Here is a 13,806-nt window from a genome sequence, read left to right as displayed (position 1 = left end):
CTTTGCCACCCATTTTTGTCCACGCCATGCAATTCGCCGACCGCCTGAACAATGTAGAAACCTCCGCCATCCGCGAGCTTTTCAAGCTGCTGGGCAAGCCCGGCATCATCAGCTTCGCGGGTGGCTTCCCCGACAGCGCGATGTTCGACGTGGAAGGCATCCGCGCTGCCAGCAACGCCGCCCTGGCCGAAGAACCCGGCGCCGCGCTGCAGTACGGCGCCACCGAAGGCTACAACCCGCTGCGCGAGCAACTGGCCGCCTTCATGGCCAGCAAGGGCGCCCAGGACGTGGCGGCCGACAACCTCATCGTCACCACCGGCAGCCAGCAGGCGCTGGACCTGCTGGGCAAGACGCTCATCAGTCCCGGCGACAAGGTCATCGTGGAAGGCCCGACCTTCCTGGCCACCATCCAGTGCTTTCGCCTGTACGGCGCCGAACTCATCAGCGCGCCCATCGACGGCAACGGCGTGAAGACCGACGAGCTGGAAAAGCTCATCGCCGAACACAAGCCCAAGTTCGTCTACCTCATCCCCACCTTCGGCAACCCCAGCGGCGCCATGCTGAGTCTGGAGCGCCGCAAGGCCGTGCTGGAGATGGCCGTGAAGCACAGCACCCTGATCGTCGAGGACGACCCCTACGGCGACCTGTACTTCGGCGACGCACCGCCCCCCAGCCTGCTCAACCTGTCGGCCAGCGTGCCCGGCAGCCGCGAGCTGCTGGTGCACTGCGGCAGCTTGAGCAAGGTGCTGTCACCCGGCCTGCGCGTGGGCTGGATGGTTGCCCCGGCCGAGCTGCTGGCCAAGGCCACCATGTGCAAGCAGTTCAGCGATGCGCACACCAGCACCTTCGCCCAGGCCACGGCCGCCCAGTACCTCAAGGCCGGCCGCATGCCCGGCACGCTGGCGAACGTGCGCAAGGTGTATGCCGAACGCGCCCAGGCCATGGGCGATGCGCTGCGCAAGGAGCTGGGCGGCGCCATCGAGTTCGTGCAGCCCCAGGGCGGCCTGTTCGTGTGGGCGCGCCTCACGGGCGCGGGTGGCAAGGTGGCCGACGGCAACGTGCTGGCCCAGCGCGCCATCGAAAAGGGTGTGGCCTTCGTGCCCGGCACGCCGTTCTTCTGCGCCAACCCCGACCACGCCACGCTGCGCCTGTCGTTCGCGACGGCCGACGTGGAAAAGATCCGCGAAGGCGTGGCGCGCCTGGGCCAGGCCCTCTGAAGCGTCGATGTCGGACGCCAACGATCTCGCCCAGATTCTCCAGCGCCTGGAAAGCCTGGAGATCAAGGCCAGCTTCACCGAAGACCTGCTGGACCAGCTGAACATGACCATCTACCAGCAGCAGCAACTGATCGACCGGTTGACGCACGAGGTCATCCAGCTGCGCCAGCAGGCGCCCGAGGGCGGCTCGAACGGCCCGCGCAACCTGCGCGACGAGCTGCCGCCGCATTATTGATCTATCGATCTAGGCTTTCACGGACCGCCAGGCCGCATCCGCCAACTCCGCGCGGTACGTGGTGGGCGAGGGCAGGCCGCCCTGGCCAGCGTTGCCCGACAGCCACGCCCTGCAATAGCTCTGCACCGGGCCCATGACCAGCGACGGCATCAGTTCGCAAGGCAGGTCGCGCAGCGCGCCCGATTGGCGGTGCGGCTCGAACCAGGCCACCAGCGCCTGGTTGCGGCCCCGCGCCGCCTCGGCCAGGTCGGCGGTGCGCGGGCCTGCGGCCACGGCGCCGCGCGCCTGGAACAGGAAACGTGCCCGCTCGGGTTGTGCCACCACCCAGTCCAGATAGCCCGTGACCAGGGCCGACACGCCCGCCTCGACGCCCTGGGCGGCATCCAGCTGCGCCTGCACGCTGCGCGACTGGTCGTGAAAGATGTCGAAGAACAGCGCCGCCACGATGCCGTCGCGGTTGCCGAAGTGGTGATAAATGCTGCCCACGCTGGCCCCGCAGCGGGCGCGCACCCCGTCGATGGTGACGGCATCCACGCCGCCTTCGGCCGCGCAGGCGAGGGCGGCGTTCAGGATGTCCTGGCGGCGGTCGGTGGCGGCCTCGGCCGGGGATGAGGTGGAGGGCGGGGAATTGCGGCTTGCCATGGAATGCGATTCTAGAATAAAGTTCTAGAAAATACTTCTAGTCCACGATTTCCATGCATCCTTCCCCCATTGCCGCCCCTGCAGCCGCTGCATCCATGCCCGGTGCCGCCTTGTACCCGCACTTGCTCGCGCCGCTTGACCTGGGTTTCACCACCCTCAAAAACCGCGTGTTGATGGGCTCCATGCACACCGGCCTGGAGGACGGGCGCGACCTCACGCGCATGGCGGCGTACTTCCGCGAGCGGGCCGAGGGGGATGTGGGACTGATCGTGACGGGCGGCTTTGCTCCCAACATCGCGGGCTGGGCCAAGCCCTTCGCGGGCACGCTGGCGACCTCGGGTGCCGCCCGGCGCCACCGGGTGGTGACCGACGCGGTGCACGGCGCCGGCGGCAAGATCGCGCTGCAGATCCTGCACACCGGCCGCTATGCCTACCACCCGCTGGCCGTGGCACCCTCGCGCCTGCAGTCGCCCATCTCGCCGTTCACGCCGTTCGCGCTGTCGGCGCGCGGGGTGGAGCGCCAGATCCGCGCGTTCGTCAACTGCGCCGTGAAGGCGCGCGAGGCAGGCTACGACGGCGTGGAGGTGATGGGCTCGGAGGGCTACTTCATCAACCAGTTCCTCTCGCAAACCACCAACCTGCGCAGCGACGCCTGGGGCGGCGACTACAGCCACCGCATGCGCCTGCCGGTGGAGATCCTGGCCCGCATGCGCGAGGCCGTGGGGCCGGACTTCATCATCATCTACCGCCTGTCGATGATCGACCTGGTGCCCGGCGGCAGCGCCTGGGACGAGATCGTCACCTTGGGCAAGGCCGTGGCCACCGGTGGCGCGAACATCGTCAATACCGGCATCGGCTGGCACGAAGCGCGCGTGCCCACGATTGCCACCAGCGTGCCGCGCGCGGCGTTCGCCTGGGTCACGCAGAAGATGAAGGCCGAGTTCGCGGCGGCAGGCATTGCCACGCCGCTGGTCACGTCCAACCGCATCAACACGCCCGAGGTGGCCGAGCAGGTGCTGGCGGATGGCTGCGCCGACATAGTGTCGATGGCGCGTCCGCTGCTGGCCGACGCCGCCTTCGTGAAGAAGGCGGCAGAGGGCCGGGCCGACCGCATCAACACCTGCATCGCCTGCAACCAGGCCTGCCTGGACCATGTGTTCCAGAACAAGACCAGCAGCTGCCTGGTGAACCCGCGCGCCTGCCACGAGACGGAACTGGTCTACCGGCCCATCGCCACACCGTCCGCACGCAAGCGCATCGCCGTGGTGGGCGCCGGGCCCGCCGGCCTGACGGCGGCCACGGTGGCGGCCGAACGGGGGCACGAGGTGCACCTGTTCGACGCGGCGCCCGCCATCGGCGGCCAGCTCAACATGGCCAAGGTGGTGCCGGGCAAGGAGGAGTTCCACGAGATGCTGCGCTACCTGGCCACGCGGGTGGAGGACACGGGCGTGCAGCTGCACCTGAACCGCGTGGTGCAGGCCTGCGACCTGGCGGGCTTCGACGAGGTGGTGATCGCCACGGGCGTGCTGCCGCGCGACCCGCAGATCCCTGGCCAGGACCACGCCAAGGTGCTCAGCTACATCGACGTGCTGCGCCACGGCAAGCCGGTGGGCGAGCGCGTGGCCATCATCGGCGCGGGGGGCATCGGCTTTGACGTGGCCGAGTACCTCACGCATGGCGAGCACCCTTCCACCACGCTCGACCTGCCGGCCTGGAAGGCCGAGTGGGGCATCACCGACCCCGCCGAGGCGCGCGGTGGCCTGGCCCCCTCGGGCCCGCGCGCCACGCCCCCCGCGCGGCAGGTGACGCTGCTGCAGCGCAAGAAGGGCAAGCTGGGCGCGGGCCTGGGCAAGACCACGGGCTGGATCCACCGCACCACGCTCAAGATGAAAGAAGTGCAGATGGTGAGCGGCGTGAACTACGAGCGCATCGCCGACGAGGGGCTGCTGGTGTCCTATGGCGACAAGCGCGAGGACCCGACCTGGATCCCTTGCGACACCGTGGTGCTGTGCGCGGGACAGGTGCCCCTTTTCAGCCTGGCGCAGGCGCTGGAGGCCACGGGCCGCAAGCCGCACCGCATCGGCGGCGCGCTGGAGGCGGGCGAGCTGGATGCCAAGCGCGCCATCGACCAGGCGGCGCGGCTGGCGGCGCGCTTGTAAGGCGAGTGAAGCCGGTTTCTAAGAAAAACAGGCCGCCAGCGTTGGACAGGAAAGCGCTGGAAGCTATCATTTTTATAGTGGCTGGCCGACGGCCGATGTCCCCCGCTGCGCGGCAGAACTCTCGAGTGCGTTGAACACCCGCAGCGCGGCCCACGCATCGTTGGCCGCGTAGACCAGCTGGGCCTCCGTCAGCCGGGCGTTGGCCCAGTTCGAGGTGGCGGCCTTCTTGGACTTGATGAAGCGCCGGTTGAACAGCACGGCCACCGCGCCCTTCACACCCATGTCCTTGCGATAGCCGCGCTGGCGGAACACGGTGTTGAGTTCCAGCACATCGGCCGGCTGCACGCCCAGCTTGTGCTGGATGCGTTTGGTGTCGTCCCCCAGGCCAAAGCCCGCCTTGGTCACGCCGCGCAGGGCCAGCAGCTCGGCCACGCGCGCGCGGCAGCCGGGGTCGTGCAGCTGGAAGACCCAGGCGGTGTCGAGCGTGGCCAGCTGCACGATGTGGGGCCCGTCGGACTGTTCGCCCTGCACGAAGGTGGGCTTGGATTCGGTGTCGAACCCCCACGCGCTGGCCGCCGCCAGGGCATCGCAGGCCTTGTCGGCCTGCTCCGGGGTGGAGACGAGGGCGATGCGGTCGGTGCCCAGGCGCTCGAAGGGTTCCAGCAGGGCGATCTGGTCTTTGCCGGGGGTGGCGTGGTGGGCGGCGCGCGAAGGCGGGTGGGGGTGCCGGGGAGGGGGTGGTGCCGTCATGGGCCCATTGTGCCGTGCGGGCCCTGGAACCCCGACGTGCCTGCGCAAGAGACTGAGGCGCATGCCCGTATCAGCAGGCTTCCTGCAGTTGCCAGGTGTTTCTTCGCTTGGCTGTCAATGACGCCGCCGCTGTTCGATCTGAACCGCCCCGGGTTTGAACTGCCCCCCAGAAGTTGGACGGTTGCCTTGCCGCCAATCAGGCGGTGTTTCTCAGCCGGTATCTCACCGGGCTGAGTCCGTTCAATCTGAGCCTGATGCGCTCATGGTTGTAGTAGTGAATGTAATCATGCACGCCCGCTTCGAGCGTATCAAGGCTGTCGGGCGCAGCAAGCCGGAAGTACTCAGCCTTGAGGGTGCCGAAGAAGCTATCAATTGCCGCATTGTCAAAGCAGTTGCCCTTTCGGCTCATGCTTTGCTTGACTCCCCGTTGCACAAGCATCTCTCGATAGGGCTGCATCTTGTAGTGCCAACCTTGGTCCGAGTGGACGATCAGTTCCCCCGTGCAAGCGGTTCGCGCCAGCGCTGCCTCGAGCATGCCGGAAACCAACTCGAAGACCGGACGCCTTGCCATGCGGTAAGCGACGATCTCTCCGTTGTACAGGTCCATGCACGCTGACAGGTAGAGCTTGTGGCCATTCACATTGAACTCGGTGACATCGGTTGCCCACTTCTGGTTTGGTGCGGACGCACGGAAGTCGCGCTGCAGAACGTTCGGCACGTGCGCATCGCTGACGCCTATAACATGCCGGGAGCGCTTCTTCGCCCGAATCAACGCGCGCAGCCCCATCTTGCGCATCAGACGCTGCACGCACTTGTGGTTGACCGGTTCCGCCACCCCATTGCACAACGCGGCCGTGATCCGTCTGTAGCCGTAGCGTCCTTTGTGCTCGTCATAGACAGTGAGGATCCTGGCCTCCAAGGCGCTTTGCTGGTCGGCGCGCTGGCTCGCCTGGCATTGGTAGTAGAACGTGCTGCGCGCCAAGCCTGCTACCTGCAACAGATCCGCCAATTTATGGTGATGCCTCAACCCGGCAATCAGACGCGCTTTGTCGGCGCAGCTGATCTCTTCGACCGAATCAAGGCCTGCAATTTTTTTAGGTACGCGACCTCGGCGCCAGTCGTTCGTTCTCTTCTCTTAGGGTTTGCGCTGCGTCGGCGGCAACCTTGTTCGACGGCGCTGCGCAGCGGCCTTCCAGCTTCATCTTGGGACGCTCTTCTTTCTCGTTCTCGATAGCCTGCAGGCGGCCTTGATCGAGATTGCGTCGCCAGACCACGACTTGGTTGGGATTGCGGATGTCATAGATCGCCGCGATCTGGCGGTTGGAGAGCTGTTCGCGATCTTGATGGGACAGTACCTGCAGTTTGAACTGTGCACTGTACGTGCTGCGCTTGGGGCGCAACCCGTCTATGCCGTGCAGGCGGTAGTGGCTCACCCAAGTGCGGATCTTCTCCTCAGGCACAGACCATTGGCGCGCCAGCAGCTTCGCTCCGCCGTCCCCAGCCAAAAAGCTTGATACCACTTTGAGCTTGAACTCTGTCTGATACTTCTTCATGAAACCCCTTGAAGTTTGTCCAACTTCTGGGGGGCAGTTCAAACCCGGGGCGGTTCATTGTCGTGATTCTTGCCATGGCGAACTCCGCTGTCTCAGACCTTTGGCGGGGTAACGACGAAGTAGCTAACGTATTTGTAGTCTTCCGGCGAATAGCCGCTGAAAGCGGACCGTCCTAGGACGATATTTCCGTCAGGCATAACCCCAATCAAGCGTATAGCACCGCCGCCTAGGGACCCAGTCAAGGGCCCGGGTTGCGGGTCTGCGGACTCCGAGGCTGCTACTCCCCCAGCAATCCGCTGGGTAGACCCGTCAGGGTTGCGGCGCATTAGACTCATGAGGCTATTCCCTTCTCTGATCAATGCATAGACATACTCGCCAATAGAACCCATGCCGACTATGTCTTTGAATTTGAAGAACGGCTCGGTCGAGTTGGGAATATTACTGATGAACACCCCTCCTCCTCGCGTCACGGCCATATTTAAGTACGGCTGTATGGCGAATGCCATTGGCAGGTTGATAATCGGTTCGGTCGTGAGGCCTGACACTAGAGATGGCCTCCCCGTTTCAGATATCTCGTAGAGTGATAAAGTATTTACGTGCAGAGTATAGAGTCGTGCACCAGGGCCTTCAGCGAGAACTAGCGGCGTAATGGGAATAGCGGACGTAGCAGCATCGTAAATAACGGAATGCGCCCCCTCTGGTGTAATGCGATGGATTCTTCCGTAATTTCCCGCATAAGTATTGAGCCCGAAAAATGTCACGTAGCTCTCGGAAACGTAGATGTTTCCGTTGGAATGCTCTAGTACCGAGACTCGCCATGGCGATTTCAAATCGAGGGCTTGCTTACTGCCCAGCAAAGGGCGCGGAGTGCCGTCTGAGGCTCGACGAATCAAGCGCATTGGGTACTGCCGGTCCGACGAAGGTCCGCGGTCCCAAACAAAAATATCGCCTGCCGAGCTAAACCCCACTGCAGTTTCGTCGTGGGAGAGCTTGCTCAAGGCTCCTTGAGCCAAGGCAATGCCGTCTGCTGCCTCAACCAATAGCGTAGCGGAAGCGGACTCTATGGTGCCAGCTGAGTTGCTCACCCGAACAGAGAAATTGCTACCTGAATCTAATACGTTAACGGGGCCAACTGAAAGCTCTGCCGTCGTCGCGCCCGTGATGGATGAGCCATTGCGCAACCATTGGTACGACATGGGGCGCTCTGACTGGGCAATGACCCGGAAGGCCGCAATTGCACCAGTCCGTAGAGACGCGTTGCTGGGTTGCGTGAGGATTGTCGGGGCCGTCACAGGCGAGTCGTCGCTGTCACCTCCACCCCCGCACGCGGACAGAGTAGTGGCCAATGACACGATGGAGAAATTTCGCCTATTCAAAACTGGATTCGAGACGGTGGGCATAGATATTCCAAGAGTGAGTTGTGTTGGACACTCATAAGCGAAGTGAGCAACCCAATAAACGATAAGCTTAACCTTCTGGTCGAGTTCTCCCTGCTTCTCAATTGCAACTAGCTGCAACGTGGGCCATTCGTGTAGAAAGCTGTTTGAGTCCACGAGAAGCGAGTTGGCGATTGCTTCGCACTCCATCCCTCATGCCCCGCGTGTTTCGACCAGCAGTGTTTTTTGGAGCGACGCTCCTATTGTGTGGCCCCTCATAGCCGTACCAGTTGAATGGAAGTGAAGTCCGCCAACTTGGAGAATGACGGACATGAGGAAGAGTCGATTCACCGAACAACCGATCATTGGGTTCTTGAAGCAGGCCGAGTCTGGCCTGCCAGTCAAGGAGGTCTGCCGCAAGGCGGGTTCAGCGAATCCACGTTTTACAAGTGGCGCGCCAAGTACTGTGACATGGAAGCCGACGAGGCCCGACGCCTGAGGGATCTTGAAGTCGAGAGCGCCCAGCTCAAGAAACTTCTGGCCGAAGCGCACCTCGACCTGGAGGCGCTCAAGGTCGGGTTCGGGGTAAAGCGCTAGGCCCCGCAAGACAAACGCAATGCCATCGCCAAGATGCTGGAACGTGCGCCTGGCTGAACGCATCCAGGCTGTGGCCATGGAGCGGCGGCGCTTTGGGTATCGCCGTCTGCACGACATGCTGCAGGGCGAGTTTCCTGGCACCAAGCACAAGAAGGTGTTTCGCCTTTATCGCGAGCAAGGCCTGGCCGTGCGCAAGCGCAACAAGGGCAAGAAGTACAGTGGCGAGCGCACACCGCTGGTGGCCGCGACACGGGTCAATCACCGATCAGCGCTTTGCGCATCACCTCAATAGACATGCCTGCAAGCCTGAGGGCTTGATCCCGACGATTGAACTGCATCGATCCTTCATCTGACGTAAGCGGTCGGGCATCCCATCTTGACGGGCAGATGCGCTGGAGCGTTAGGCTAGACTTCGGCTGTCGGCCAAGACCGGTCGGTCGTCCGCGCTGCAGAATGGTGCTCGGAAGCTGACATTCGTCGCCCCTGCGATTTCACAGATCACGGGTCCATTAAACAGAAGAGAGTGAAGTTTGAGTTGGAAAGATCACCTTAGAGCCGCAGCGGTAGTAAAAGGGCGACTCAGATCACTCATCCGGGGCAAGGAGCAGCCACGTAGTGGTAGCTTGCCGGAAGCGCCGCCAGCACCGCCGTTGCACTTCCCCACATACACAGGCCCGCGCGTCGATTTCATCTGCAATCTGTGTGGCAACGAGAATCGCGCACAGCCGCTGCATCGTGTGCAGGACCGAGAGGGTCAGTCATGCCTCCATTGCAGCAGTAGCCTGCGCATGCGCTCGGTGATGCACACACTGGCAATGGAGATCTTTGGCAGGCCCTTGATGCTGCCGCAGTTTCCCGATGACAAGAGCATTCTCGGTTTGGGCATGAGCGACTGGGACGGCTATGCGATTCCACTGGCGCAGAAGCTCGGCTACGTCAATACCTTCTATCACATGGAGCCGCGGCTCGACATCACTGATGCGCCGGCAAAATGGATGGGACAGCAGAAGTTTCTGATCTCGTCCGACGTGTTTGAACACATTCCTGTTTCGGCGCTAGAAGCTGCATTCCTCAACAGCCGCCGCCTGTTGCGCGACGATGGGATCTTCATCTTCACCGTGCCCAACACCAAAGAAGGCGAGACACAGGAGCACTTTCCGCGCATGCACGATTTCAGGATAGTGGAGCAAGATGGCAAACGCATGCTGCACAACACCACGGTCGATGGCGAGCACGAGGTGTTCGAGGACCTGGTCTTCCACGGCGGCGACGGCATGACGCTTGAGATGCGCATGTTCTCCGAGCCAGATCTGCGCCGCCGCTTGGCGGCGGCCGGTTTCTCGTCGGTGCAAATCTACGCGGCGCACGTGCCCGAGTTTGGCATCCTTTGGCCGATGGACTGGGCCGTGCCCTTTGCCGCGCGCGCCTAGGGCCTAGGGTCAGGCAGCCACGGCGCGGGCACGGGCACGGGCAAGGTCAGCTTTCGAGCAGGAGCAATGTCTCTTGTGGGCGGCGGATTAAACCGGTCGTGACATCTTCAAAGCGGTCATCTCGAGGCCGCTTGTATGTGCACTTGGTCAGCCCGGGCGGCAGGCTAGGCTGCTGGCAGCAGCTCACGAGTCATCCTGGCCCGTTGGGTCGGCAGTCGCGTCAGCACATCTTTGAGATAAGCATACGGGTCGTGATGATTGAGCTAGGGCTCCGAATCAGGCTCATCACCGCGGCACCACGCTTGCCCGCGCAAAGGGAGCCGGCGAACAGCCAGTTGTTGCGGCCTATGGCAATCGGCCGTATCTGGTTCTCGATGTGTTGCTGTCCAAGGGCAATTGCCCTTCACTCAAGAAGTGCGTCAACATGCCCCTGCGCGGCAGGTAGTAGTAAAGTGCCTTGGCAGTGGCACCGCGCCATCCGTTATCTTCTGCCGAGTCAGCAGCAACCACGCGTACAGCGCATCCATCAGCAGCCTTGAGCGTTCTTACCGCACACGCTGGCGCGCGTCAGCTCTGCACTCTTTGAGCTCCCGCTAGTGTCATAGACGCGTGCGAACTGCTCCAGCGCTGCTTGCGCACCTGACTCTTATGGCCGGCATGAAGGTCAAAGAACTTGCGGCGCGCATGGGCCAAGCAGCCGACCTCGGTGACAGCCTGAGCTACCAGTTGCTTGTAGCCGCTGAAGCCGTCGAAACCAGACTGCCGCGCCATTCGCCCAAGAAGGCCTTGGCGTTCTCTCCCGCCCGCGATAGGCAGAAGTCAAAGACAACCGCTTTGGGGTCTTCAAACGCGCCGGCGGCATACGCTCGCAGGTGTCTAGGGGGAAGCTCTGGATGAGATCAACCGCGCATTTCTGGACGAGGCGAAGGCCAAGCGCGCCAAGGGCATGTCACCTGGGACGGTGAACCGATATATGGCCTTGGTGCGCGCCATCTTGCGCAAGGCCTGCTACGACTGGGAATGGCTTGATGGTGTCCCACACGCTCATCAAGCGGGCAGCAGACCAAGCGAAAGAGGGCAACCTTCAAGGCTCGGTTAAGGCCATCGCAATGGACCGTGAACGGCTAGTGAAAGCCATCGTGTGCGAAGTCCTTACGGGGCGCTGCGCGGCCTACTGGCGGGACACCTTTGGCAAGGGGGTGCGGGATGTCTTGGACACAGGGGACGCCCTGATCTACAGCCAATGTCTAGAAACGGCTTGGGCACTCATCCACGGTGGCACCGACCGCAAAGACCGATTGATGGCCACGCTCTGCGCCGCCTACGGTGGTCGCGTGTCTCCCGCAAAGTACGCCCACAAGGCCCAGCAGCAGCCCGCAGGTAGGGCGCCAACCCAGCCCTGTCCAGGGCACTCTTGGAACCGCGCTTGAACTCCGCGCGGCCGGAGGGCACGCGTTCTTACGCACCCCAGTGCTCCAGCAAGCAGGGAATGAACAACACAGTGGACGCAATACACCATGCACACAACCATAGCGGCGATCCGCAATCACTCTCCATGCGCTGAGGGCTGGCGCAACGCTAAACGCCTAAACGCCTAAACGCCAACGCACACCCCAGCGATGCACTTATTCCGATCCGAGTAATTCTGTCAGCCGTGGGGCTCGACGACGCTCTCTGGTGCTTGCGGTCGGTCGAGGGCCGTGAAAAAGAGATACGTCTCTTCACGGCGTCTCTCGCGAAGGACGAGCAACACCTCCTGACGGACTCGCGAAGTCGCCGCGCAATCGATGCAGCGGAAAGGTACGCCCGTGGGTTAGCTTCACAGGAGACACTGGTAGCAGCCCATATGGGTGCCGTGGCGGCGGCTGAGGCATGCCAAGCGCAAGCACGTCCTGGAAATGCCCCAGAAGCTGCAGCATTGGCCGCAGCGTTGGCCGCCGCAGGGTGTGCGTCTAGCGAATCGATTGGAGTGGAAGCATGGACCGTTGCCGCTGATGCAGCATGGGCTGCCGCGTTGTCGTCAGATTTTGATCCAGCCGACACCTTTTGGATGGCGGCATTGGTGGCGGATGGCACGGAGGAGAGGCGGGCGGCATTCCGGACCGCAGGGGCTTCCCCGTGGGTTTCAGCCTTTGCAACGGCCAGAATGCAGCAAGGAAGCCGTCTCGCACAGCTCTGCGCCGTATGCGAGTTCAAATTAGGATAGTGAGATGGAAACCTACTTTACGTCAGCATTCGCTGCGAACAATCTCAGCGGCTGGGTGGCAGCACTGTTCACTTTTGCTGCTGTGGTCGCTGCGCTTCATGTTGCGGGTGCGGCAACCCGTAGGGAAGCCAGGCGGGCAATGTCTGCTGCCACTCTTATCGCGGCAAAGATTTACCCGCTCCTCGACCGTGACGCGCTCATGATGGCGAGAGCCGCGTCGAACATGGAATTCTTGGTGGGGGAGCGTTCGCCGCCCCATGGCGAGCGTGTGGCCGCTATCGCAGTACATCTACGCCAGCTCAAGTTCGCCCCGGACGATGCTGGCCTATTGGCACTGGTGCCCCTAGAAAACCAGTGCGCTCACAAAATTAGTAGGGCCTACGGAGTGGTCGACCTTCTCAACACCGAGATATCCGCAGGAAGCCCTCCATATGGTCCTGTCAACAACGACACCATATCTCGCTGGGAGAGGTCGTTCCTCGAAGTGTCAAACCTGCTGCGTGATGCTTCGGCGACTTGTCGGCAGAGTGGGAAGGTCGTCGCTCGGGACCTACCGAAAACTATCCGTGACGGGATTCACGCATAGGAAGCGTTCCCTCATGGTTTGCCCTGCGGAGGGGCGGGGGCGAAGCGACGCTCCTAGTTTCGGCCTGCTGCGTTGCCGAGACGCGCCTGAACGGACGCAATGATTGCACGAATCACAGCTGTTGTCTCTTCGTAAGAGACATGCCGATGAGGCGGCCCCACGAGTCCCCTTTCGTCCTCTATGGGGACGATGTCTCTAAGTGCGGCCTCGGTGGGAACGACATACCGGCCGCGCCAGTAAACATGCGACGTAAGCGACACCAATATGTCTATTTGATCTGGCGACATTTCCACGCCCGCGTGTGCGGCAAGTTCGCGCAACCTATGGCTGTAAAAGGCACCTTTCAGCGCTCTACACGCGGGTGTCTCCGGGGTGCTTAAGCCCAATACAAGGTCCCGCGACTTTGGATTGTCAATGATGAGCGCCTTGAGCATCACCTCGATAGACATGCCTGCAAGCATGAGGGCTTGATCCCGAAGATTGAATTGCATCGATCCCTCGTCCGACGCGGCGACCACAGCCTCAAAGGCGTGAAAGAGGTTTTCACCTTTCATGGCCCATGCGCGGGGGACTTCGTAAATTCCTCTCCAGTATTTGCGCCAGCCTTCTATGTCCGGTTTGAACGGGGCGTTCATCGTAAATCTCTCGCCGTTGTGTGGGGGTTACAGGTTAAGCAGCGATCCCACGATAACCCCGCACAGCATCAAATCGTGGGCGTCGCGTTTGTTTAGCGGTATCCCAAAGGCCACCGCGAAGGTGTCGGGTAGGTGCTCTCACAAGGCCGCCTCATTGTTGCGGTGGGGCTCTAGCAGAGCTACCGCGTGGGCAATCTTTGCGGCCCGCTCCTGAGCGGCCTTTGTGGGGGCCTTCGTGGAGTACCTGGTTGCGTCTGGAATCTGCGGCACGTTGTTAGTCCCTATCCGCGGCATCGTTCAGAGCCTTCGCCAGCCACTCAGCTTTCACGCGGAGGCTGTGCCCTGAATCGCCCCGGATTCCCTAGACACTTTTGAGCCGTTGGAAATGGCGTCTTTCGAACTCTACCGGTGAAGTATCTC

9 protein-coding genes and 3 pseudogenes are annotated in these 13,806 nt (G+C 62.3%); 6 read left to right on the top strand and 6 right to left on the bottom strand.

Going from position 1 to position 13,806, the window contains the following annotated elements; translation table 11 throughout:
• Positions 1-26 precede the first annotated feature (26 nt).
• Positions 27-1,217, top strand: a complete 1,191-nt coding sequence (locus tag AC1RCS_RS21965; protein ID WP_492246007.1) for an aminotransferase-like domain-containing protein — start codon at positions 27-29, stop codon at positions 1,215-1,217.
• Between the two features lie 7 nt (positions 1,218-1,224).
• Positions 1,225-1,452 (top strand): SlyX family protein, encoded by a 228-nt coding sequence (locus AC1RCS_RS21960; RefSeq protein ID WP_369642211.1) that lies wholly within the window; start codon positions 1,225-1,227, stop codon positions 1,450-1,452.
• Positions 1,453-1,461: 9 nt separating this feature from the next.
• Here the strand turns inward: AC1RCS_RS21960 and AC1RCS_RS21955 are convergent, their stop codons facing one another.
• On the bottom strand, positions 1,462-2,094 hold the full coding sequence (locus tag AC1RCS_RS21955) for a TetR/AcrR family transcriptional regulator (RefSeq protein WP_492246006.1): 633 nt from the start codon (positions 2,092-2,094) through the stop codon (positions 1,462-1,464).
• Between the two features lie 95 nt (positions 2,095-2,189).
• Between AC1RCS_RS21955 and AC1RCS_RS21950 the strand changes: the two genes are divergently transcribed.
• Positions 2,190-4,253 carry an oxidoreductase gene (locus AC1RCS_RS21950; protein WP_492246088.1) on the top strand — a complete coding sequence of 688 codons (2,064 nt, stop codon included), beginning with the start codon at positions 2,190-2,192 and terminating at the stop codon, positions 4,251-4,253.
• Positions 4,254-4,325: 72 nt separating this feature from the next.
• On the opposite strand, the gene AC1RCS_RS21945 is transcribed toward AC1RCS_RS21950, so the two are convergent.
• The 3 genes and pseudogenes from AC1RCS_RS21945 to AC1RCS_RS21935 all read right to left on the bottom strand — a co-directional run bounded on the left by AC1RCS_RS21945 (position 4,326) and on the right by AC1RCS_RS21935 (position 7,752).
• Positions 4,326-5,003 carry a 3'-5' exonuclease gene (locus tag AC1RCS_RS21945; RefSeq protein ID WP_492246005.1) on the bottom strand — a complete coding sequence of 226 codons (678 nt, stop codon included), beginning with the start codon at positions 5,001-5,003 and terminating at the stop codon, positions 4,326-4,328.
• Between the two features lie 196 nt (positions 5,004-5,199).
• Positions 5,200-6,556 (bottom strand): annotated as a pseudogene (locus AC1RCS_RS21940) (IS3 family transposase).
• Positions 6,557-6,648: 92 nt separating this feature from the next.
• A complete protein-coding gene (locus AC1RCS_RS21935) occupies positions 6,649-7,752 on the bottom strand; it encodes a hypothetical protein (RefSeq protein ID WP_492246004.1) in 1,104 nt (367 codons plus the stop codon).
• 511 nt (positions 7,753-8,263) lie between these two features.
• Between AC1RCS_RS21935 and AC1RCS_RS21930 the strand changes: the two are divergent.
• Positions 8,264-8,767 (top strand): annotated as a pseudogene (locus AC1RCS_RS21930) (transposase); the annotation flags it as partial.
• A 550-nt stretch (positions 8,768-9,317) separates the two neighbouring features.
• Positions 9,318-9,959 carry a class I SAM-dependent methyltransferase gene (locus AC1RCS_RS21925; RefSeq protein WP_492255483.1) on the top strand — a complete coding sequence of 214 codons (642 nt, stop codon included), beginning with the start codon at positions 9,318-9,320 and terminating at the stop codon, positions 9,957-9,959.
• Positions 9,960-10,123: 164 nt separating this feature from the next.
• Here the strand turns inward: AC1RCS_RS21925 and tnpC are convergent.
• Positions 10,124-10,834 (bottom strand): annotated as a pseudogene (tnpC, locus tag AC1RCS_RS21920) (IS66 family transposase); the annotation flags it as partial.
• A gap of 1,335 nt (positions 10,835-12,169) precedes the next feature.
• Here tnpC and AC1RCS_RS21915 point away from each other — a divergent pair.
• Positions 12,170-12,751 carry a hypothetical protein gene (locus AC1RCS_RS21915; RefSeq protein WP_492246002.1) on the top strand — a complete coding sequence of 194 codons (582 nt, stop codon included), beginning with the start codon at positions 12,170-12,172 and terminating at the stop codon, positions 12,749-12,751.
• Positions 12,752-12,804: 53 nt separating this feature from the next.
• On the opposite strand, the gene AC1RCS_RS21910 is transcribed toward AC1RCS_RS21915, so the two are convergent.
• A complete protein-coding gene (locus AC1RCS_RS21910; RefSeq protein WP_492246001.1) occupies positions 12,805-13,386 on the bottom strand; it encodes a hypothetical protein in 582 nt (193 codons plus the stop codon).
• Positions 13,387-13,806: the final 420 nt, after the last annotated feature.

It is taken from the genome of Acidovorax sp. GW823-FHT01C06 (assembly GCF_058798375.1).
The sequence above is the reverse complement of the archived record's forward strand: the minus strand, read 5'-3'. Positions and strand labels throughout refer to the sequence as shown.

What these genes read in the sequence shown, in the direction of transcription:
- AC1RCS_RS21965 (WP_492246007.1), top strand. Translation starts at nt 27, where the DNA reads ATGCAATTCGCCGACCGCCTGAACAATGTAGAAACCTCCGCCATCCGC.
- AC1RCS_RS21935 (WP_492246004.1), bottom strand. Translation starts at nt 7,752, where the DNA reads ATGTCGTACCAATGGTTGCGCAATGGCTCATCCATCACGGGCGCGACG.
- AC1RCS_RS21960 (WP_369642211.1), top strand. Translation starts at nt 1,225, where the DNA reads ATGTCGGACGCCAACGATCTCGCCCAGATTCTCCAGCGCCTGGAAAGC.
- AC1RCS_RS21950 (WP_492246088.1), top strand. Translation starts at nt 2,190, where the DNA reads ATGCCCGGTGCCGCCTTGTACCCGCACTTGCTCGCGCCGCTTGACCTG.
- AC1RCS_RS21945 (WP_492246005.1), bottom strand. Translation starts at nt 5,003, where the DNA reads ATGACGGCACCACCCCCTCCCCGGCACCCCCACCCGCCTTCGCGCGCC.
- AC1RCS_RS21925 (WP_492255483.1), top strand. Translation starts at nt 9,318, where the DNA reads ATGCGCTCGGTGATGCACACACTGGCAATGGAGATCTTTGGCAGGCCC.
- AC1RCS_RS21910 (WP_492246001.1), bottom strand. Translation starts at nt 13,386, where the DNA reads ATGAACGCCCCGTTCAAACCGGACATAGAAGGCTGGCGCAAATACTGG.
- AC1RCS_RS21915 (WP_492246002.1), top strand. Translation starts at nt 12,170, where the DNA reads ATGGAAACCTACTTTACGTCAGCATTCGCTGCGAACAATCTCAGCGGC.
- AC1RCS_RS21955 (WP_492246006.1), bottom strand. Translation starts at nt 2,094, where the DNA reads ATGGCAAGCCGCAATTCCCCGCCCTCCACCTCATCCCCGGCCGAGGCC.